16 protein-coding genes are annotated in these 21,332 nt (G+C 46.2%); 11 read left to right on the top strand and 5 right to left on the bottom strand.

The window, feature by feature from the left end; translation table 11 throughout:
- Positions 1-38 precede the first annotated feature (38 nt).
- From ACO0K8_RS22110 to thiD, 4 genes are all read right to left on the bottom strand, one after another.
- Complete coding sequence (locus ACO0K8_RS22110) at positions 39-719, bottom strand: transglutaminase-like cysteine peptidase (RefSeq protein ID WP_422948823.1); 681 nt, start codon at positions 717-719, stop codon at positions 39-41.
- Between the two features lie 229 nt (positions 720-948).
- Positions 949-2,790: a TolC family outer membrane protein gene (locus ACO0K8_RS22105; protein WP_422948822.1), complete on the bottom strand. Its 1,842-nt coding sequence runs from the start codon at positions 2,788-2,790 to the stop codon at positions 949-951.
- A 169-nt stretch (positions 2,791-2,959) separates the two neighbouring features.
- Positions 2,960-4,249: a glutamate-1-semialdehyde 2,1-aminomutase gene (gene hemL / locus ACO0K8_RS22100; protein ID WP_422948821.1), complete on the bottom strand. Its 1,290-nt coding sequence runs from the start codon at positions 4,247-4,249 to the stop codon at positions 2,960-2,962.
- A 47-nt stretch (positions 4,250-4,296) separates the two neighbouring features.
- On the bottom strand, positions 4,297-5,136 hold the full coding sequence (thiD, locus tag ACO0K8_RS22095; protein ID WP_422948820.1) for a bifunctional hydroxymethylpyrimidine kinase/phosphomethylpyrimidine kinase: 840 nt from the start codon (positions 5,134-5,136) through the stop codon (positions 4,297-4,299).
- Between the two features lie 190 nt (positions 5,137-5,326).
- On the opposite strand from thiD, the gene ACO0K8_RS22090 reads away from it, so the two are divergent.
- From ACO0K8_RS22090 to ACO0K8_RS22065, 6 genes are all read left to right on the top strand, one after another.
- A complete protein-coding gene (locus ACO0K8_RS22090) occupies positions 5,327-5,479 on the top strand; it encodes a rubredoxin (RefSeq protein WP_422948828.1) in 153 nt (50 codons plus the stop codon).
- 187 nt (positions 5,480-5,666) lie between these two features.
- Positions 5,667-6,068: a response regulator gene (locus tag ACO0K8_RS22085; protein ID WP_422948819.1), complete on the top strand. Its 402-nt coding sequence runs from the start codon at positions 5,667-5,669 to the stop codon at positions 6,066-6,068.
- Positions 6,069-6,083: 15 nt separating this feature from the next.
- Positions 6,084-6,449 carry a response regulator transcription factor gene (locus tag ACO0K8_RS22080; protein WP_422948818.1) on the top strand — a complete coding sequence of 122 codons (366 nt, stop codon included), beginning with the start codon at positions 6,084-6,086 and terminating at the stop codon, positions 6,447-6,449.
- A 21-nt stretch (positions 6,450-6,470) separates the two neighbouring features.
- Complete coding sequence (locus ACO0K8_RS22075; RefSeq protein WP_422948817.1) at positions 6,471-7,070, top strand: chemotaxis protein CheW; 600 nt, start codon at positions 6,471-6,473, stop codon at positions 7,068-7,070.
- Positions 7,071-7,118: 48 nt separating this feature from the next.
- Positions 7,119-9,452 (top strand): methyl-accepting chemotaxis protein, encoded by a 2,334-nt coding sequence (locus ACO0K8_RS22070; protein ID WP_422948816.1) that lies wholly within the window; start codon positions 7,119-7,121, stop codon positions 9,450-9,452.
- Between the two features lie 94 nt (positions 9,453-9,546).
- Complete coding sequence (locus ACO0K8_RS22065) at positions 9,547-15,834, top strand: Hpt domain-containing protein (RefSeq protein ID WP_422948815.1); 6,288 nt, start codon at positions 9,547-9,549, stop codon at positions 15,832-15,834.
- 53 nt (positions 15,835-15,887) lie between these two features.
- Here the strand turns inward: ACO0K8_RS22065 and ACO0K8_RS22060 are convergent, their stop codons facing one another.
- Positions 15,888-17,360 carry a cryptochrome/photolyase family protein gene (locus ACO0K8_RS22060; protein WP_422948814.1) on the bottom strand — a complete coding sequence of 491 codons (1,473 nt, stop codon included), beginning with the start codon at positions 17,358-17,360 and terminating at the stop codon, positions 15,888-15,890.
- A 127-nt stretch (positions 17,361-17,487) separates the two neighbouring features.
- Here ACO0K8_RS22060 and ACO0K8_RS22055 point away from each other — a divergent pair, with 127 nt between their 5' ends.
- Genes ACO0K8_RS22055 through ACO0K8_RS22035 form a run of 5 tightly spaced genes read left to right on the top strand, consistent with a single transcriptional unit; the run spans position 17,488 to position 21,330 of the window.
- On the top strand, positions 17,488-18,165 hold the full coding sequence (locus ACO0K8_RS22055; RefSeq protein ID WP_422948813.1) for a YqgE/AlgH family protein: 678 nt from the start codon (positions 17,488-17,490) through the stop codon (positions 18,163-18,165).
- Positions 18,165-18,560, top strand: a complete 396-nt coding sequence (ruvX, locus tag ACO0K8_RS22050) for a Holliday junction resolvase RuvX (RefSeq protein ID WP_422948812.1) — start codon at positions 18,165-18,167, stop codon at positions 18,558-18,560. The genes ACO0K8_RS22055 and ruvX overlap by 1 nt, the downstream gene beginning before the upstream one ends.
- Positions 18,557-19,069, top strand: a complete 513-nt coding sequence (gene pyrR / locus ACO0K8_RS22045) for a bifunctional pyr operon transcriptional regulator/uracil phosphoribosyltransferase PyrR (RefSeq protein WP_422948811.1) — start codon at positions 18,557-18,559, stop codon at positions 19,067-19,069. The genes ruvX and pyrR overlap by 4 nt, the downstream gene beginning before the upstream one ends.
- Positions 19,062-20,030 carry an aspartate carbamoyltransferase catalytic subunit gene (locus ACO0K8_RS22040; RefSeq protein WP_126128515.1) on the top strand — a complete coding sequence of 323 codons (969 nt, stop codon included), beginning with the start codon at positions 19,062-19,064 and terminating at the stop codon, positions 20,028-20,030. The genes pyrR and ACO0K8_RS22040 overlap by 8 nt, the downstream gene beginning before the upstream one ends.
- Positions 20,031-20,043: 13 nt before the next feature.
- Positions 20,044-21,330 carry a dihydroorotase gene (locus ACO0K8_RS22035; RefSeq protein ID WP_422948810.1) on the top strand — a complete coding sequence of 429 codons (1,287 nt, stop codon included), beginning with the start codon at positions 20,044-20,046 and terminating at the stop codon, positions 21,328-21,330.
- Positions 21,331-21,332 lie beyond the last annotated feature (2 nt).

Raw genomic sequence — 21,332 nt, 5'->3', positions numbered from 1 at the left:
TTGCGCCGATTGGCAGCAATATGAAAATACGGTAGGCATTAATCAAATCCCTCACGGCGTGCACGTTCCAGCAGATCTTGCCAGCGGCTTAATCTGCTGGTTCCTCCTGGGCCAAGGGCTGCGTTGGCTGCGGCACCCGCAAACACGCCTTGGCCATTAAAACTGAAAACAGGGAATAAATCGTTGCGTCGTGACGCTGGTCGGATCTCCGAAATAAGATTATCAAGAATCAGAGGTTCGGTTTCACCTGAGGCGTAATATGCCAACACCATATGCGCTTGTTGTACATTGCTGGCAGGGCCACCGATGCGCGCCTTGACGTAAATGAGTCGTAACTGTTTATCGGGAATATTCATATTACGCAAAGTAAAATATTTGGCGATCACGTAGTCTTCACAATCGCCCTTTCCTTTGGCTAGGCTTTCCATAGGAGTGGCCCAATAATCGGATTGGCCCCACGCTTCCTGATCGTCGGTGTAGAGAATTTTTCGATTAAAAAAGTCATTCACCTTTTGCAATTTCGTCTCAATGGTCGCGTCGGCATAGCTTTGCATGATAGTGTTCCACTCTAGAAAAGCTTGCGGATTTCCGCCCAAGTTTTTTAAGGTGGATTGTGCTCGGCTCAGATCCAGTGCATTGCCAGGCGCTAGGACGAGCATCGCCAGAACTACGAAAGCCGATTTCAAAATTCTGAGCAATGAACGTAGAGGCGAGAACAAGTGAATATTTAAAAATAATTGAGATAAAAAATTGCAAGTGAGCTTATTGCCGCTTACAACGCGTGAATTTGACACTCACTATATATCAATCGCCCCCTAATTTCACTGCCACCATGCAACATTGTTTTAATATTAATTAAAACTCTCACTGAGTTCCTTAACAAGTTTACGCTCAAAAAAATAGCCCGTCAGCTATAAAAAGCGCGGGCTATTTGCTTACTCTATTGCCTTACCATTGCTTGGCATTTGGCGGGCCGTCTACCGTTTCATTGACGATCAACCAGGTACCACCAATTTCCTCCCAATAAAGGGTTTTTTCGAGAACGTCTTTGTAACTGGCAGACTGATAATCTTGATGGAAGCTGGTGGTCATATGCTTCTCGTCCTGAATCGCAACTTTTATATCAGTCAAATTGAGTGATATTTTTTGCGCGCCAAGCAAACGCGCTTTTCGTGCGGCTTTCCATGATTCGCGAGAAGTGTACTTTTTTGAATACACTTCAAAATACGCTTGAGGATTCATGCTTATCCAGGCCTCACGCCATTTCTGAAGTCCGTTGAGAACCACTGTTTTCGAGGCCGATAAATTTTGCGTGACGACTGCTACTGCGGCTGGCGCGGCAATTTTAGCGATCGCTAAAGGCACTTGAGCAATTTGTTCATTTGCACGTGCGTTTAAGGCCTCTTTATTCACGATATACATATCTGTCGCTTCTAAGGGGCAGTTCTGAGCGATCTCGTCATTGTCGTTTTTATTATCCAGATTCGGCAATAGACCAGCGTCTTGTTGAGCAATTCCAAGTGCACTATACAGCGAGCCCATACCTGCATGGGTCCTGGCATACGCATACAACAAGTCGTATTCGGCACCAACAAATGATCGCTTAGCCTGAAATAACTCGTTCTCGGTATCGAGTAAATCGAGCAATGATCGTTGACCAATATCGAATTGCTGACGATACGCATCGCGCGCTTTTTCTATCGATAATTGGTGTTGGTCTAGGTAACTTAACTGTTCAGTGAGTTTACGTGTGTCGTTAAATGCGATGACGACGGTCTGACGCACATCTCTACATGCTTTGTCGCGCTGATCTTGTGCCAGATTGATTAAGTCGGCCGATTGACGCACACGAGCACTGTCGCTACCACCGTTAAATAAATTCCAGGATAGAACGACTTCTGCCGTGTTGTTATTTGTCCTGCCGCTAATGCTATCAATGTTATTTCCATGCTCAGTTCTGGCTCGGAAATCAACTCGTGGTTGATAGCTAGCACGGCGCGCCTGTTGTGAACTTTGTACCGAGCGTATGTTTTCAATTGCAGCCAGCAGGCTAGGATGCTGTTTATTTGCTAAAGTCAGCGCTGCGCCGATATCGGATGGCATGTCCTTGGTAAGCAAAGCTGGGTTTTCTAAGTTTTTGCTGGCTTGCGTGCCGACCAGACGATGAAAGCGGGCACTGACATCATGTAGATTTGAGGTCTCGGTCAGCAAATTTGCTTCAGCTAAGGCAACCCGGCCAGATATTTGTTCCAGATCCACGCGGCGCCCGGCGCCTGCGCTTACCTTTCTTTGTATTTGTTCGAAAACCGTGCGGTGGCGTACGTAGTTATCTTCCGCCAGAGTAACTAATTTACGATAACGCAAAATATCCGAATATGCACGTATCACTTCCAAGGCGACGCTCTCGGATGCATCACGTAGTTCAAATAGTTTTACCAGTCGAGCATAGTCAAGACGTTTGACCTCGTTTCGCGTGGAGAAGCCATCGTACAGCATTTGATTTAGACTTAGAGTTGCGCCGCTACGATTAAAGTCGGATTTTCCCAAACGATTTTCGTTTTGGTCACGCCCTGCACCTGCACTAAGATTTACGCTAGGTAAATAGCCGCCAGCGGCCGCATCACGTTCAGAGCCAGCAGCTTGAAAGTTATGCCAACGTGCTAATACTTCCGGGTTGGAAAGAATTGCTTGTTGAGTTACATCTTTTAATGTTTGTACTTGCGCCGAGGTATACAGGGGTAAAAATGCCAGGGCCAATACTAAGTATTTTTTTCGTAAGAGTCGTTGCATGATTCGATCAAAGAATGAGATAAATTATTGATGAACCGAAACGTAACAGAATGTGAAAGTCTAGGGAAGCAATTGGGAAAAGAAATAACATTCCCTAACAAAAAAGCATCTTTTAATTTCCGTGTGGAAAATAATAGATGCTTTTTATAATTTCAAGTAATTTGTTTTTTTATGATGATGCCAGTTGCTCGAAGGCTTTTTCGGCTTGAGCAATTGTTTCTGTGATAATTTCATCATCATGCTGGGCTGAGACGAAACCAGCTTCAAAAGCCGAAGGTGCAAGGTAAACACCCGCATCTAGCATTAAATGAAAGAATCGATTAAATTTTGTGCTGTCGGTTGCCATCATTTCGGCGTATGAATGAGGAATGTTCTCAGAAAAATATAGCCCAAACATGCCACCTATTGAATCTGCACAAAAATTGATTCCCGCCTTGCGGGCTGCCTCCGATAAACCTGTCACCAATTTATTTGTTTGTGACGAAAGATGTTGGTAGAAGTTGGGTTCTTGAATCAATTTTAGGGTACTTAAGCCAGCTGCAACTGCCACTGGATTGCCGGATAAAGTGCCTGCCTGGTAAACTCGCCCTAAAGGAGCCATATTCGCCATGAGGTCAGCACGCCCGCCGAAAGCAGCCACTGGCAATCCACCTCCAATGATTTTACCTAGCGCAGTAATGTCAGGCTGAATACCATAAAGACTTTGCGCGCCACCTAATGCGACTCGAAACCCGCACATGACCTCATCAAAAATCAACACTGCGCCGTATTGTGTGCAAAGTCTACGCATGGTTTGTAAAAACTCTGGCGTTGCTTTAATAAGATTCATATTGCCGGCCACTGGCTCTACGATGACGCAGGCTATGTCTTTTCCTTGGGCTTTGAAGCAGTCTTCCAATTGTTGGCAGTTATTGTAATCCAGCACCAATGTGTGTTGTATGAAGTCCTCTGGAACGCCCGCGGAGGTAGGGTTGCCCAGCGTCAATAAGCCGCTCCCTGCTTTGACTAATAAGGAGTCAGCATGGCCGTGGTAACAGCCTTCAAATTTAATAATTTTGTCGCGACTGGTCGCTCCGCGGGCAAGCCTTAATGCGCTCATGGTTGCTTCGGTGCCGCTGGAAACCAATCGCACTTGCTCGATTGACGGCATTAATTTACATATTTCCTCGGCCATTTCTATTTCGCCTTCGGTGGGAGCTCCGAAGCCAAGACCACGTGCAGCTGCGTCTTGTACGGCTTTAACTACCTTTGGGTGTGCGTGACCAACAATCGCCGGCCCCCAAGAACCTATGTAGTCAATGTAACGCTTATCCGCAACATCCCAAAAATAGGCGCCCTCAGCACGTTGGATAAAACGAGGGGTTCCACCTACAGAGCGAAATGCGCGTACCGGCGAGTTAACGCCGCCAGGTGTTGTTTTTTGGGCTCGAAGAAATAAGTTTTCGTTTTTATCTAGCATAATTTTTTAAGCAATTTTAATGGTTATGAAAAATGGATCAGGGGTAATTACTCCTTGATGTGCGGGTAGCTGTCTATGGCCCAAAAGAAACGATTAGGAACCAACCGTCCCATTCCGAACCGTTGCGCATTGAGGAGCGCTGCGACGGTAAATTCCTGAGCCTCGTGTACTGCGTCTGACATTTTTAGTCCATTTGCCAGTGCTGCCGTAATTCCTGCGGATAAGGTTTCTCCTGCGCCTAGATACAAACCAGGTATTCGTTTCCAATGATCACTACGTACAATGCCAGTATCCGCGAAGAGCGTATTAACTTCTTCATCGCCAACACCCGGAATTCCAGTCACCAGGACATATTCGCAACCGGACGCGACCATATGCAGCGCATCTGAACTAATATCCTCATGCTTGTCGTTGCTATCAATCGTGCGCCAGCTTTCAGCGAGTCTAGATAGCTCAACGGCAGAGATAAGTAATAGGCTTGCTTGAGGAATAAGTAATTCTCGTATGGCTGTGAAGCAGTCGTCTTCTTCCGATTCATTAATTTGAGCAGTGGAACTAAACGGATCAAGAACCACCGGCATTTCGGGATAATCTGAAATGATTTCTGCAATGACAGTAATATTCTCTACACTCCCGATTTGACCGATCTTGATCGCGGTAATTTCCATATCTTCTAATAGCGTACGAGCTTGATCGCTAACCAGTTCTGCCTCTAAAGGGTGGATATTATCAACTTGAGAGGTGTCGCCTATCAATATCGCCGTCAATACAGGCAAGCCGTGACAGCCCATGGCAATGAATGTAGCAAGGTCAGCCTGTACACCTGCTGCGGCAACAGGATCAGACTCACCAAATGTAAGAATGAGTGGGGGGATTTGGTTTTGCACGTAGGGTAGATTAATATAGCGGTTTTTACTGAAATTGGTTGTTAGTGCTCAAAAATAATGGCGTTCAAGATTGTTTTTAACATTATCAAAATTTATCGCTCGATTTCGAGGGTAATTCAGTATTTTACTTGATTGAAGGATTTTAGTAGTGACTATTGATAAAGTGGCAAGTGAAGGGTTTAAAACGTGGATGTGCCTGATTTGTGGTTGGATCTACGAAGAGGAGCTTGGAATGCCGGACGACGGCATTGCTGCAGGGACCTTGTGGGCCGATGTGCCTATGAATTGGACATGCCCTGAATGTGGCGCACGTAAAGAAGACTTTGAAATGCTCGCGATTTAATAGCGCTTTTTTAGGTTTTTAAGCGCGACTATTGTATTGCTCTTTAAGTAATATTCAAGTTTTTATGTCATTTAGTTCCATCGTATTAAAAGCCGAAATGTTTATTGATGGAAAAAGATGGCGCAAAACGGGTAAATTTTGTTAAAGTGGTGAACGACTTTCAACCCAGCTAATCTGAGATAATCTTATGTCAACGTTGACAGGTAACGAAAACTTAAAAATCATGGTGATTGATGATAGTAGTACCATCCGTCGATCAGCGGAAATATTTTTAGGGCAAGTGGGATATAAAGTAATTTTAGCCGAAGATGGTTTTGATGCTTTGGCTAAAATCAATGACACTCATCCAGACCTGATTTTTTGCGACATACTCATGCCCAGGCTGGATGGTTATCAGACCTGTGCGCTGATTAAGAAAAGTGCTAAATTCCGTAATACGCCAGTAATCATGCTGTCATCTAAAGATGGTTTGTTTGATAGGGCGCGTGGGGCAATGGTAGGCTCCGATGAGTATTTAACCAAACCGTTTACGAAAGATAGTTTACTCAAAACGGTCCGTAATTACACCTCAGTGCCTCCGTCTAAATAATTTTAAGGCGTAAAAATGACTATACAAAAAATTTTAGTGGTCGATGATTCACCGACCGAACGTTATTTCTTGACTGATATTTTGGTCAAAAATGGCTTTTCTGTTTCTACCGCAGAAAATGGCGAAGAAGCATTGACGAAAATCAAAGCGGATAAACCACAGTTGATACTGATGGATGTCGTTATGCCGGGGCAAAATGGATTCCAAATTACAAGAGCGATCGCTCGTGATGTGGATACTCAGGATATTCCCGTAATTATCTGTACTAGTAAAAATCAAGAAACAGATCGTATTTGGGGTTTGCGTCAGGGCGCTCGGGATTATTTGGTGAAGCCCATTGATCCACAAGAGTTGTTGGCTAAAATTGCAGCTCTCGGTTAATTTGATTATTTTGGATAATTTATGAACCAAACTTTGCGTGAGTCAACGGCGACTGGTCTGAAGATACCAAAATCCGATCCGGCAGTGCGGCGTACTCGATTGCGCGAATTTCAGGCGCAGTTGATGGATCGCATGCAGGCAGCTCAACGTGGAACGCAGCTAAGGGTTAGTCAGTTAGGAATTATGATTGGTCAGTCTCGTTACCTACTTGATTTACGCGAAGCAGGGGAGATTGTTAGTGCGGGCAATATGGTTCGTGTTCCGCTTACCAAAGATTGGTACCTGGGATTGTCAAATGTGCGTGGCAATTTAACCAGCGTAGTTGATCTGGCTCGATTCGATGGCGGTCAGCCTACCGTCTTGGATTCCTCTTGCCGAGTGGTCGCATTTGCTCCTAGTTTGGCGTTTAATAGTGGTTTGTTAGTTTCTCAAGTTCTCGGTTTGCGTAACTCCAGTGATATGGAGACAGAATTCACCGCCGATACGGAAGTGGGTAGCGCAGCCCTTGAAAATAAGCCTTGGATCCTTGCGACACATCGTGATCAGGACGGCAAACTTTGGTTTGAACTTAGTTTGTTAATGTTGGTGCAAAATCAAGAGTTTTTGCACGTTGGTTTGTAATTTTTAATAAAATTAGTACAGTATTTCAATCGATTAGGAGACCTAGTAATGGCGTTTAAACTACCGTTTTTGTCCAAGAAAAAACAAGATAAAGAACTTGACCTAGAGGAAGATGGTGCGCGGGAGTTGACAAACGCTGCTGGCTCTATAGAAGAGGCTGCCAATGTCAAAATGCTGTCGTCCTCATCTGACTCGAGTGAGGTAATTCAAGGTGATGCACCGATCTCAAAAACAGCGGAGAATCATGCCGATGCGACATTTATTGGCGATGCGCTTGAAAAAGGCGGAGATGTTAGACTTCCACTTATCGGTCACTTACCCTTACAAAAACAAATACGCGTATTGTTGATTTCGATGGGCGTTGCTCTCTTATTGAGCGGTATTTTTGTTTACCTCAATGCAAAACAATCGGCATTGATTTCAACGCAGGCTCAAATTTCTGGCGATGCTTTGATGCACTCGCAGCGTATCGGTAAGGCAGCACCAAACGCGATTCAGGGTAATCCTGCTGCGTTTAAGCAGCTCGATGAAAGTCGTAAGGAACTAAACAGCGACTTAGTCGTTTTGCTGAGTGGCGGTGCGTACCAAGGACGCGATGTTGACGCTGCAGATGCCAAGTTGGAACCAGTGGTAAAAGACACGCAGAAAGCATGGAAAAATTCGGACAAGGCAGCTAAGACTATTTTGGATTTACGTAAGGAGTTGACTGGTTTCGGACAAACTCTCGAAAAATTAAATACTTTGTCGCCAGTGTTACTTGAATTGACTGAGCAAATTTCTACTTTGAAGTTGCAAGGTGGCGGCTCATCTCGAGAAATCGCCGCCTCAAGTCAGTTGGTCATGCTAACTCAGCGCTTAGGTCGTAGCGCGAATGAATTCTTGGTTGCTGAAGGTGTTAATCCTGAAACAGCTTTTTTGCTGGGCAAAGATACCAATACATTTCGCGATTTAGTGGATGGGTTCTTGAACGGCAGTGAAATCTTGCGTATCAGTGCAACCAAAGATGTCGATACACGTGAAAAATTGACTGAGTTGCAAAAAGTTTTTGCTGATTATCAAGTATCTGTTTCCAGTATTCTTGGAAATTTACAAAATTTTATCGGTGCGAAGCAGGCTGAACAATTGCTGTTTAATGAAAATGAAGATTTGAAACAAAGAATTACCAAGTTGCAAAAAACTTATACTTTGCAACAAGATTCGATAAACTGGTCTTTTTGGTTGATCTTGGTCAGCGCGGTAGCAGCCTTGTTAGCCGCGGTGGGTATCGCTATTGTATTGTTGCAAGACAGTCGTAATCGCACTAAGGAAGCGGATGCACGACGCAAAAATGCGGATATACAAATGTTGCAAGCGCAGAAGCAAGAAGAGGAAGCAAAGGCTGCGAACGATCAAAATCAGGCTGCGATTTTGCGACTGATGAATGAATTGCAAGAGGTGGCAGATGGAGATTTGACCGTTCAGGCCACGGTTTCTGAGGACATTACAGGAGCGATTGCCGATTCAGTTAATTACACGGTGGAAGAGTTGCGTGGATTGGTTGGGCGGGTTACCAATACCGCTGTTCAAGTTACATCTGCATCCTCACAAGCACAGGGCGTTTCGAATGATTTGCTGGAGGCCTCACATCAACAGTCGCGAGAAATTGCTGATGCGGGACAAGCAGTGACAGCGATGGCAAATGACATTACGGAGGTTTCTCGTTCTGCTAATGAGTCGGCTGAAGTTGCTCGTCAATCGGTTGCTGCTGCGGAGCAGGGGGCGCATGCCGTGGAGAACGCGATCAAGGGTATGAACGAGATTCGCGAGCAAATTCAAGAAACTTCAAAACGAATTAAACGTTTGGGCGAATCGTCGCAGGAAATTGGCGAGATTACAGAGTTGATTTCTGATATTACAGAACAAACTAACGTTTTGGCTTTGAACGCAGCAATTCAGGCCGCTTCCGCGGGTGAAGCTGGACGAGGTTTCTCAGTCGTTGCGGAAGAGGTTCAGCGTCTGGCGGAGCGCTCAGCAGAGGCGACAAAACAGATTGGTGCCTTGGTTCGAACGATTCAAACGGATACTCATGATGCTGTAGCTGCGATGGAAAAGTCCACTCAGGGTGTGGTTGAGGGTGCGAAGCTATCGGATGCTGCTGGTACCGCGTTGTCAGAGATTCGTAGTGTTTCGAATCGATTAGCTGAGCTGATTCAAGGTATCTCGTTAGCGACGGAACAGCAGGCAACTTCCGCAAATGGCGTAGCTCAAAACATTCAACATATTTTGACTATTACCGAGCAAACTCAGAGTGGTACTCAACAAACTGCGCAGTCGATTATGGAGTTGTCAATGTTGGCTGAAGAACTCAAGAACTCGGTTTCCCGTTTCCGGGTTACAGCCTGATTTTTCAGTCTTGGGCTGAAAATATTTCAGTCTGATCATAAATGCACGGCGGTAGGTTGCGGCCTATCGCCCTTTGAGTTTGCGGGGTACACGCATGACATCTAGTTTTTCTAATTCTCCAGAAACTCCCCAAGAGCAATTTGATATTGGTCCTTTGTCTTGGGTCATGGGAGAGGTGCGGGAAGCGATAAGCAATGCAGGGAAATTGTTATTAGATGCGACCTTACAGGACGCAGAAACACAATCGACTACCTTGCTTCACGCTAAAAGTTATTTGCATCAAGCGCATGGTGCGTTACAGATAGTCGATATTGATGGCGTATCCATCGTCACCGAAACAATAGAGGATTTAATTGATCGCTTGCAGTCTGGCCAGCTAGAAATTAGTCGTACGCACGTCGATGTTATTTCCGATGCTTTTCACGCGATCTTGTGTTACTTGGAAGATTTGCTAACCGGCTGCGCTCATCAGCCAGTTCGGTTGTTTCCTTACTATCGAGCCTTGTTGGAAATTAAAGGTGCGGAAAGAATACATCCTGCCGATTTATTTTTCCCCTCTTTGTCCGTTCATGAAAAAATCCCAGAGTTAACGTTGGTGCATCCAAATGCGCCCGTAAATTACTCAAATTTGCGGCAGCGTTTTGAGAAGCTCTTACTCACCGTCTTGACTGTGAAGGAGAATGAGCAACAGTTGGTCGCAGTTCGGGCTATGCATGATTTAATTAAAGAAATCGAGCAAGCTCAAAGCACTTCACAAGCAAAAGCATTTTGGTTGGTGATGCGAGGCTTCTCTGAGTCTGTCGCACAAGGTGCAATTGAAAATAAACAATATGTGAAGCAAATATTTGGACGAATTAATCTCCAAATTAGACGACTGGTTGACGGCGTTACGACTATTCCTGAACGCTTGCTGCGGGATGCCCTGTTCTTTATTGCCCAAGTTGATCAACCGTCGCCATTCGTCGCTCAAATTCTTTTGGCTTATGGTTTAAATAATCAGGTTCCGCTTGATTATGAACAAAAAAATTATGGGCAAATACCTGCAAATGTTTTAACTACTGCGAAAGAGCAATTGTCGTTAGTTAAGAATCTGTGGGGCCGGATTGCTAATGGTGATGTGGGACTTGCCGATAAATTCTCTCAAAAAATGAAAGACTTGGCAGAGTCGGGCGCTAGCTTGAATTCGCCTCCATTATATAAGTTGCTGCGTGAGCTTAGTGGAATAGCACGGCATGCCGAAAGCTCTCCAGACAGAAGTAAAATGGGACTGGAGCTGGCAACTAGTTTGCTTTTTGTTGAAAATGCATTGGAGCAGATTACCCATTTACCTGGCGATTTTTCAGAACGCGCGGACGAAATTGCAGCAAGACTACTTTCTGTTGTCTCTGGTGACGAACCTCCTACTCAAGCAAGTTGGATGGGAGATTTGTCTAGAGAGGCGCAGCAAAAGAAAACGATGTCTGTGTTAGTTTCTGAAATGCAAGTTAGCCTGCGCCAAGTTGAGAAAACTCTGGACGAATATTTTAGGGATGCTGCACATAGCGAGGTATTAGCACCTGTTGATGGAATTTTGCATCAAATTGGCGGCGCTTTGGCGATTCTTGATCAAGATGATGCAATGTTGGCAGTTGAACATGTTCGCATTGTGGTGAAACGGTTTGCGGATGACCAAGATGCGTTGAAAGTCGATACGGATTCAGAAGCGTACCGGAATGTGGCACAAAATATAGGTGCTTTGTCATTTTTTATAGAGACTTTACAAAATCAACCAGAGTTAGCTAAGAAGAAATTCAGTTTTGATTCTTCTGTAGGTGTGTTTCGTTCGAATTTGTTGGAAAAACAGGCTGAAAAAGAATTGCTCCCATCGATACAAATGGAGCCCGCTACGCCGCTTGCAACGATGATGACAGCTGAGCAAGAGTTAAGTAATCAGCAACATGAATCAGCTAGGCTTGCGGTCTCTCTGGTAGACGAGCCAAATAACCCGGAGTTGCAGGCGAAGTTAAAAGACTCCCTTGAGTCGGAGCGATCGGTCGCTATATTGTTGGACGACACTGACGCCAGTGCTCGGGCGAGAGTTGCTATTGATTTATTGGATAAATCAAATTTTAGCTCTTCTCCTGAAGATCTGAATAATATTGTTGTTGCTACTGCGCAGCTTACTAGTGCTCCGGAAATTTCATCTTCGGTAGATTTGCCAGTTAATGATGAAGCAATTGATGCAGAGTTGCTTGAGATATTTTTAGAGGAAGCAGAAGAGGTCTTGGAGTTCGTTCGCCATACTGTGCCTTTGTCTCGATTAGATCCGGCGAACCAAGAGCATCTTATTAGCCTGCGTAGATCTTTTCATACGCTAAAAGGAAGTGGCCGTATGGTTGGCCTAATGGTGTTTGGCGAAGCTGCGTGGAGTATCGAGCAAGTCATGAATTTATGGCTTTCTGAATCACGTGATGGCGCCGAGCCTTTGTATGCTTTGCTTGATCTAACCGAGCCGGAGTTGTCCGCATGGGTGGCTGACTTGAAGAAAACAGGTCAGGCCAATCGCTCTGGTGCTGCCATTATTGCGGCAGCCGAACGACTCAAAAATGGTCAAGATGTTGTTGAGATTGAATCTCAATCGAGCGCTGTATCTAGTGTAGAAATGCCGATGCTCGATGGCAGTGACGAGAAAACGTTAAGCGCGACCTACTTAAATGAAGAGCCTTTAGATGTTCAGTTAAAAGAACACATTGAGTCTCATATTGAAGTGACTCCTCTTGCTGAGACTCAGGTGGACGAACCTGAGGTTATTGCCGCGGCAGCACTTGAGTTTGATGAATTGGAAGATCTAGATTTTTCTCCATTAGAGTCCAAGTCCATTCCACATGCCGATACTGCTTTAGCAACGTTTATTGAGCCAGGATTAACGTCTGCTTTCACTTCTGAAGTTGAGGTATCCGGTAATTTCGATGAAACTGCTCACCCAATTACCGATGATTTTGTTTTAGATGAAGTGTTAGCTCATGAAGAAACATCGATTCAACTTGATGTTTCTCATTTCGAAGACTTGCCAGCTCAGATTGAAACTGCAGAAATTATCGATTTTTCTGACCTGTCGCGACCATTGCTGACTCAGGATGATAATGTTAAAAGGATTGGCGATATTGAAATTAGTCTACCTTTGCACACTATCTACATGGCAGAGACAGACGAAATCGTACGCTTTTTATCGCAAGATTTTGCGGAGTGGAGACATGAATCTTCAAGGCACGTTTCACGACATGCTGTGCATGCTGCACACTCGTTGGCAGGAAGTTCAGCAACGGTCGGTTTGATCGCTGCGCAGGAACTAGCGCATAGTTTGGAAATGGTATTGCAACGCGTCGAGCGCCATCCTGTCAGCCTTGAGTTTAGTGAGTTTGATGTGCTTGACCATGCGGTGGAGTGCTTAAAAGGCATGCTCAAAAAGTTTGCAGTATCTGAAATGGCACAACATGAACCGACAGAAATTCTGCAGTTGGAAAAACTACTCCAGGCGGTGATTATTCGTTCAGGTGTTGGTGACGATGAAGATGAATTTATTACCTCGACCAATGAGAGACTTGATCAGAGCATACTCGTAGCTGATGAAACATCAGAGCCAGACAGCGTATATGAAGTCAATGATACTGACGAATCGCTTGTTACTCAAACAGACGAAACATCTGCTGACGTTGAGCTCCTCGCGCCATTGCAATCCTTTGATGAAGTGGCTCATGACGATTTGAGCGTGTTGGAGGAGCCACAATTTGAAAGTGCGAACGCTACGGTAGCGCTAGTTCCTGATGCGGACGAATTGGTTTTATTGTCGGACTCTAAAGTAGTCGCCGAAACGGCATTGAATATCCATGACGACGAACCTCAATCTGACAATACGTTTGCTTCTGCTGTTACTTCGCCTGACTCATATGAAGTACCACCGTCGTCCTCAGAATTTGATGTAAAGCTGAAAGACGATTTAGATATAGATTTATTGCCCGTTTTTATAGAAGAGGGAAATGATTTATTACCTATGGTTGGGCAATTGTTGCGTTCATGGCAGCAACAGCCAGACGATGCATCTATACCGCAAGCGATTTTGCGACTTATGCATACAATCAAGGGTAGTGCCCGTATGGCAGGGGCTATGCAATTGGGCCAGCACACTCATGATATGGAAACCCGTATTGAGAGTTTGATGCATAGCGGTGGAGCTGTACGCCAACCATTGCTAGACGACTTATTGTCTAGGCATGATTACAGCATGCAATTGTTTGACCGTTTGCAAAATCCTACTGCTGCAGTTGAGAGTATCCCTTATGCTGAATTGAGTCCTGCCCAAGAGTTAGAACAATTCCAGGCATCCTTGGAGGCTGGCTCGCTTGATACACTGACCTCTGGTAATGACGAGTTGCCGGCATTTTCACCTGCAACCCCAATAAAACCTCTGGCTGCATCAAGATCGGTGATCGCCCCAGCGGTCGCGGCAAATACTCCGGCGGGCCCCGTTGCTTTGGTGCGGGTACGGGCGGATATTTTAGATCGCTTAGTTAATCAGGCTGGTGAAGTTTCAATTTCACGCTCGAAGTTGGAAAATGAGGTCGGAACATTAAGGTCTTCACTGATCGAACTGACTGACAACGTGAACCGTTTGCGTGATCAATTGCGCGAAGTTGAAATTCAGGCGGAAACTCAAATTACGTCACGTATGGCACATTCGGGTGATCGTGAATTTGATCCGCTAGAATTTGATCGTTTTACTCGCTTGCAAGAACTCACCCGTATGATGGCAGAAAGTGTTAGCGACGTTGCCACTGTGCAGCAAAACTTACATCGCACCATCGACGGTGCTACCAATGACTTGCATGTACAAGCACGTTTGACGCGTGAATTGCAACAGGATTTGATGCGGGTGCGAATGATACCGTTCGCTAGTATTTCAGAACGTTTATATAGGGTGACCCGCCAAACCTCCAAAGAGATGGATAAGCGCGTCAATCTTGACATTCGCGGTACATCAATTGAAATCGATCGCAGCGTTCTGGAAAAAATGGTCGGGCCGTTCGAACATCTGTTGCGTAACGCGATTGTGCATGGGATAGAGTCGCGCGAACAACGTCGTGAGAGTGGTAAGCAAGAGGTAGGCGAACTACTTATCGAAATTCGACAAGAAGGTAATGAGGTTGTTATTCACTTTACGGATGATGGACAAGGCCTGAATCTAGAGCGGATTCGCGACAAAGCCAAGACCGTAGGTCTGCTTAGTTATGACGATAGTATTAGCGATGCAGAGGTCGTTAATATGATTTTCGAACCAGGCTTTTCTACTGCAAGTGAGGTGACCGAGTTAGCAGGACGCGGCGTAGGTATGGACGTTGTACGATCTGAGGCGGCATCATTGGGCGGACGAGTTTCGGTTAATTCAGTCGAGGGCAAAGGTGCGCATTTCACTATTCACTTGCCATTGACACTTGCGGTAACGCAGGTGGTAATCCTATCTGCCGGAGGCAAGACCTTTGCCGTTCCATCCGTCTTGGTTGAGCAAGTTCAGCAGCTCAAATCAGTTGTTCTTACGAATGCATATAATGATGGCGGCATTATGTGGCAGGGGAGCCTGATACCAATTTACTTCCTCTCTAACATACTTGGCGAAAACGATGTCGTACCGCTGCCACAGCAGTACTCACCTCTGCTAATTATGAAGAGTGGTAACGATAGAGTTGCTATTCATGTTGATGATATTGTCGGTAATCGTGAGGTCGTGGTTAAGAATATCGGACCACAATTGGCGCGTATGCCTGGGATTGCTGGCGCAACGGTTTTGGGTTCAGGCGACATAGTCTTGATACTCAATCCGGTGCCGTTAGCGCATAAAATGGAACACGAGCGTGCGCGTCACCACGATCTGCAATTGTCTGGTGCCGCTCCAGAGTTGGGGGCAATCGCCAATCTTAGCGTGGATACTCCTAATGTAGAGTCTGTTCCGGTGCAGGGTTTGCGTACACAACATACGGTCATGGTCGTCGATGATTCACTTACTGTCCGACGTGTTACTCAGCGTTTGTTATTGCGTGAGGGCTATCATGTGGTCTTGGCGAAGGATGGTATTGATGCGCTTGAGCAGTTGCAATCGGTCACTCCAGATGTGATGTTGGTGGATATTGAGATGCCAAGGATGGATGGATTCGATTTGACTCGCAATATTCGTAGTGATGCGCGTACCAGTCATATTCCCATCATTATGATTACCTCTCGTACGGCCGATAAGCATCGCAATTATGCGGCCGAACTGGGCGTGAATGAATACTTTGGTAAACCATATCGCGAAGATGATTTACTCGGGGCGATCGCTGGCTTTGTTGGGAAAGAAGTTAAACCTAGCTAAATAGTAATATCTCTACAGAAAATGCACCGCTTTAAGCGGTGCATTTTTTTTGTCTATTTTTTGACTACTGCGTACCGAGCTAAGGTTGTTTTTCTAGCCTCATCATGGGCTATTATCGGAGCTGGATAATTCTCACCTAGAGTAATTCCCGCTTGTTTTAGGTTACTTACGCTCAGGGTCCAAGGCGCATGTATTTGCTTATTCTCCAGTTTCGCCAGTACTGGGATATAGCGACGAATGAATTTTCCGTCGGGATCGAACTTCTCAGATTGCGTAATAGGGTTAAAAATACGGAAATATGGTTGTGCATCGCAGCCGGTCGACGCTGCCCATTGCCAACCGCCATTGTTTGCCGATAGGTCAAAATCATTCAGATGGAGCGCAAAGTAGCGCTCCCCCCAGCGCCAGTATATCCCTAGATCTTTAACCAAAAAACAGGCCGTCACCATCCTTAGTCGATTATGCATATAGCCGGTATTGTTTAATTGCAGCATCGCGGCATCAATTAAGGGATAGCCGGTCTGCCCCTCACACCATGCGGTAAACAGTTGCTCAGCGTGGGGGCCACTCTCCCAAACAATGGCATCGTAATCAGGTTTGAAGGCGTGATCGATTACGCGTGGATGATGCTGCAAAATCATAAAGTAAAAATCTCGCCAGATTAATTCGGATAGCCAAACTTGCGCTCCCTGTATAGCGTTACCTGTTCTAATGCAGTTGATCGCTTCGCGCACCAGATGACGAATAGACACCGTACCAAAGCGTAAATGCACCGATAAATAGGAGGGGCCCTTGATTGCAGGAAAATTTCTGGCAAGTTCGTAATTGTGTATTCGGGATAAAAAATCCTCGAATAGAATTGCACCAGCTTTCATCCCGCCTTGTAATCGAAGTTCGGATTGATCAATAGTGACAAAGCCCATTTTTTTCAAATCGGGGATTTCGCTGCTGGCATATTTACTCAGTTTTTCAGCGTAAACATGTACAGGATAGGGTTTGCAATAAAAATCATCAGCTTGGGCCAGAATTTTTTTTAGCCATGCATTTTTATATGGAGTAAAAATCGAAAATGGTGTGCCAGCTTGACTTAACACTTCGTCGTTTTCAAAAATGACCTGATCTTTGAAACTCAAAAAACTACAATTAAACTCAGCTAAAAGTAGCTTGATTTGAGAGTCGCGTTGTATTGCCTGGGGTTCATAATCATGATTTACCACGACTGCTTGGGCTTGTAGTTCTAGGGCAAGTTTGGGAATCTCTTGCTCTGGATAACCGTAGCGAACGATTAAATTACCCCCCATGCTTTCTATTTCAGCAGCAAGCTCACGCACACTTTGATCGATGAAATGTACGCGTCGGTCTCTGCGCGGCAGTAAATCAAGTATATTTTTATCAAAAATAAATACGCAGTAGACAGACTGGCTTTGTTTTAATGCGGCATAGAGGGCGGCATGGTCAAAACAGCGCAAATCGCGTCTAAACCAGACTAAGCTGGTGCTTAGCGAGGGTGGTATTGGCTTTGTCATATATTTTTGTAGGGTGCTATTGAGGCTAGGCTAGGTAGAGATGAATTTTTGTAGATCTCTAGGCGAAATCGAGTCCGAACACCATAGCACACATCGAAAAAGCACGTAAAAATGCTAAAATGTCGGCATGGCGAAGCAAATTACCTCTATCCACACCAATTTATTTGGCGCACAAGGCACCTCGAACGTTGGCGTTTCGGCTGCTGTCGGCTTGTCCGCCGAAAAGTCGCGATCAGACGACCTGAATTTAAGTAATCATTTTTTGATTGCCATGCCTTCTATGTTAGATCCAATGTTCGGTGGCACTGTGATCTATATTTGCGAACACAATGCCCGTGGCGCGATGGGTTTAGTCATCAATAAACCGACCGATATGACAGTCGCTGGATTGTTTGATAGGATAGATTTGAAGTTGGAAAATATTCCAGATTCTCACCCTATGGGTAAGCACCCCGTTATGTTTGGTGGACCGGTGCAGGATGATCGCGGCTTTGTCTTGCACGCACCTATAGGGAAATTTTCTTCTTCTCTGAAAGTGACCGATGAAATCGCGTTTACTACTTCCCGCGATATTCTAGAGGCGGTGGCTGCAGGTGAGGCACCGGAACGCATGATGCTCAGTATCGGTTATGCAGGGTGGAGTGCCGGGCAGTTAGAGCAAGAGATACTGGACAATGGCTGGTTAACGGTCGCTGCGGACATGCATATTTTGTTTGATTTGCCTTTAGAAGAGCGTTTTGTCGCCGCAATGAAATTGCTGGGTATCGATCCTTTGATGTTGGTAGCTGATGCGGGGCATGCTTGATGTCCGAGTTGTCTGGAACCATTCTGGCTTTTGATTTTGGATTAAAACGTATTGGTGTCGCAGTCGGTAATACCTTATTGAAGCAGGCAGAACCGCTGGCGATTATCAGTGCAGCTACCAATGACGGCAAGTTTTCTGAGTTGTCCAAGTTGATTTTGTCATGGCAACCGGTCTTATGTGTGGTGGGCTTACCCATGCATCCAGATGGCGCTGCACATGAAATGACGCAACGCTGTCAAAGATTTTCCCATCAGTTGCAAGGACGGTTTTCCTTGCCTACCGTGTTGGTAGATGAACGCTACACTTCTGCAGTCTTGAATGCGAAGCGCGGTGAGAGGATAGATGACCATGCCGCTGCGCTCATTTTGCAACAATATTTTGATCAAACATCATGACTACTATGAAAACCTCTCTAGATGCGGAAGCCCTGTATCTGCAGTTGCTGGCCCAGATACAGACTCAGACTGCAGACATACAAAAATTGGCGATCGTTGGCATTTATTCTGGCGGTGCCTGGCTGGCGCAAAGACTTGCTAACGATCTTGGTAAGGACGAGGCCTTGGGCTATATTGATGTGTCGTTCTATCGGGATGATTATGCAAAAAAAGGCTTACATCCCGATGTGAAGCCTACCAAAATCCCTTTCGATGTAGATGATGCCACCATCATCTTAGTCGATGATGTGTTGTACACCGGGCGCACCACCCGTGCCGCAATCAATGAATTATTTGACTATGGCCGGCCAGCAAAAATTTTGCTAGCCGCGCTGGTTGATCGTGGCGGTCGTGAGTTACCGATCGCTGCCGATTTTGTCGCTTACTCCGCTAACTTTGACCCTACTTCTTCCGTTCATCTGCAGCGTGCAGTGGATGGGAAACTGAGCCTTTCGATCGATCATGCATAATCCCCAACTCAATAAACACGGCGAGCTTCAGCATTTGCTAAGCATCGATGGTCTGCCTAAGTCCATCGTCAATCACATTCTCGATACCGCATCTTCCTTTGTCAGTATTGGCGACCGAGAGCTAAAAAAAGTTCCTTTAATGCGTGGTAAAAGCGTTTTCAATTTGTTTTTTGAGAATTCCACGCGCACCCGCACTACCTTTGAAATCGCCTCTAAGCGCTTGTCGGCCGATGTGATTAACCTCAATATCGCGGCATCTAGCGCGAGCAAGGGCGAGTCTTTGCTCGATACCATCGACAATCTGGCTGCCATGCACGCCGATATGTTTGTAGTACGTCACGCCACCTCAGGTGCGCCTCATCTGATTGCCAAGCACCTCAACGACACCAAGCAGCATCATGTGCATGTGGTGAATGCCGGCGATGGCCGACATTCACATCCGACTCAGGGTTTGCTGGACATGTACACGATACGTCATTACAAGAAAGACTTCAGTAATTTGACGGTGGCCATCATCGGTGACGTGTTGCACAGTCGTGTTGCCCGCTCTGATATCCATGCGCTGACTACTCTGGGTGTACCTGAAGTGCGCGTCATAGGACCGCGTACCTTGCTACCGGGTGGGCTGGAGCAAATGGGCGTCAGAGTGTTCAATAATATGAATGAGGGCTTGAAGGGCGTCGACGTAATCATCATGCTGCGTTTGCAAAATGAACGTATGAATGGTGCCTTGCTGCCATCCGCGCAAGAGTATTTTAAGAACTACGGCCTGACTCCAGAGCGTCTGGCGCTGGCCAAACCGGATGCCATCGTAATGCATCCCGGCCCTATGAATCGTGGCGTAGAGATTGATTCTGCGGTCGCCGATGGCCCGCAATCGGTGATACTTTCGCAGGTTACTTTTGGTATCGCAGTGCGGATGGCGGTCATGAGCATCGTCGCTGGCACTAGCGGCGAGTAAGGAAAACAAGAAGATGAAAATTCATATTACGAATGCGCGTGTGATCGATCCTGCCAGCGGCACTGATGTCGTGCAGGATGTGTTTATAGCGGCCGGTAAGATCCTTGCAATGGGCCAGGCTCCACATGATTTCAGCGCGAATAAAGTGATTGATGCGACCGGTTTGGTGCTTGCCCCTGGACTGGTTGATTTAAGTGCGCGTTTGCGTGAGCCTGGTTTTGAATACAAGGCTACCTTAGAATCGGAATTACAAGCCGCCATGCGCGGTGGTGTGACTAGCTTGGTCTGTCCGCCCGATACCGATCCTGTGCTGGATGAAGCAGGCTTAGTTGAGATGCTCAAGCAAAGAGCGCGCTTGCAAAATAAGGCCCACGTCTATCCTTTGGGGGCATTGACGCTGGGTTTGAAAGGGCAGGCACTTACTGAAATGGCGGCCCTCACTGAGGCTGGTTGCGTCGGCTTCTCACAAGCCGAAGAACCTATAGAAGACACCAATGTTTTACAGCGTGCCTTGCAATATGCCAGCACCTTTGGCTACACGGTGTGGTTGCGTCCGCAGGATGCCTTTATCGGTAAGGGAGGGGTTGCTCATAGCGGTCCCTTGGCTACGCGTTTGGGCCTCTCTGGCGTGCCGGTGATGAGTGAAACCATCGCCTTGCATACCCTGTTTGAGTTGATGCGTTCTACTGGGGCCAGGGTACATTTGTGCCGTATCTCGTCCGCTGCTGGTCTGGAGCTGGTGCGTCAAGCGAAGCAAGAAGGTTTGCTATTGAGCTGCGATGTCGGCGTCCACCATGTGCATCTGACCGATGCGGATATTGGCTATTTTGATTCGAATGCCCGTATGACGCCGCCTTTACGCAGTCAACGTGATCGTGATGCGATACAGGCAGCTTTGCGCGATGGCACTATCGATGCGATTTGTTCAGACCACACACCGGTCGATGATGATGAGAAGTTGTTGCCGTTTGCTGAGGCTTCACCAGGCGCGACGGGTCTTGAGTTGCTCCTGTCCTTGGCTTTGAAGTGGGCTGAAGATAGTCGCGACACAGTTAGCTTGTCACAGGTCTTAATGAAAATCACCCACGCACCAGCGCAACTTGCGAACCTACCATGCGGTCAAATCGCGGTCGGTCAAATCGCCGATCTGTGTTTGTTTGATGCCACTCAGCGTTGGACGGTGGCCGCTAGTGCCTTGGTTAGTCAGGGTAAGCACACACCATTTCTGGCGTATGAATTGCCGGGCGTGGTAAAGGCAACCATCGTCGCAGGTCATCTGGCTTTTGACGCTCTGAAGTAAAT

The sequence above is a fragment of the Undibacterium sp. Ren11W genome (genome assembly GCF_049340485.1).
Classification (GTDB): Bacteria; Pseudomonadota; Gammaproteobacteria; order Burkholderiales; family Burkholderiaceae_D; genus Undibacterium.
Note: the sequence above shows the minus strand (reverse complement) of the source record. Positions and strands in the feature narration are given on the sequence as shown.

Bases quoted from the DNA above. Each gene is read 5' to 3' on its own strand.
- ACO0K8_RS22105 (WP_422948822.1), bottom strand. From the start codon at position 2,790: ATGCAACGACTCTTACGAAAAAAATACTTAGTATTGGCCCTGGCATTT.
- hemL (WP_422948821.1), bottom strand. From the start codon at position 4,249: ATGCTAGATAAAAACGAAAACTTATTTCTTCGAGCCCAAAAAACAACA.
- ACO0K8_RS22090 (WP_422948828.1), top strand. From the start codon at position 5,327: ATGTGCCTGATTTGTGGTTGGATCTACGAAGAGGAGCTTGGAATGCCG.
- ACO0K8_RS22085 (WP_422948819.1), top strand. From the start codon at position 5,667: ATGTCAACGTTGACAGGTAACGAAAACTTAAAAATCATGGTGATTGAT.
- ACO0K8_RS22080 (WP_422948818.1), top strand. From the start codon at position 6,084: ATGACTATACAAAAAATTTTAGTGGTCGATGATTCACCGACCGAACGT.
- ACO0K8_RS22075 (WP_422948817.1), top strand. From the start codon at position 6,471: ATGAACCAAACTTTGCGTGAGTCAACGGCGACTGGTCTGAAGATACCA.
- ACO0K8_RS22070 (WP_422948816.1), top strand. From the start codon at position 7,119: ATGGCGTTTAAACTACCGTTTTTGTCCAAGAAAAAACAAGATAAAGAA.
- ACO0K8_RS22065 (WP_422948815.1), top strand. From the start codon at position 9,547: ATGACATCTAGTTTTTCTAATTCTCCAGAAACTCCCCAAGAGCAATTT.
- ACO0K8_RS22060 (WP_422948814.1), bottom strand. From the start codon at position 17,360: ATGACAAAGCCAATACCACCCTCGCTAAGCACCAGCTTAGTCTGGTTT.
- ACO0K8_RS22055 (WP_422948813.1), top strand. From the start codon at position 17,488: ATGGCGAAGCAAATTACCTCTATCCACACCAATTTATTTGGCGCACAA.
- ruvX (WP_422948812.1), top strand. From the start codon at position 18,165: ATGTCCGAGTTGTCTGGAACCATTCTGGCTTTTGATTTTGGATTAAAA.
- pyrR (WP_422948811.1), top strand. From the start codon at position 18,557: ATGACTACTATGAAAACCTCTCTAGATGCGGAAGCCCTGTATCTGCAG.
- ACO0K8_RS22040 (WP_126128515.1), top strand. From the start codon at position 19,062: ATGCATAATCCCCAACTCAATAAACACGGCGAGCTTCAGCATTTGCTA.
- ACO0K8_RS22035 (WP_422948810.1), top strand. From the start codon at position 20,044: ATGAAAATTCATATTACGAATGCGCGTGTGATCGATCCTGCCAGCGGC.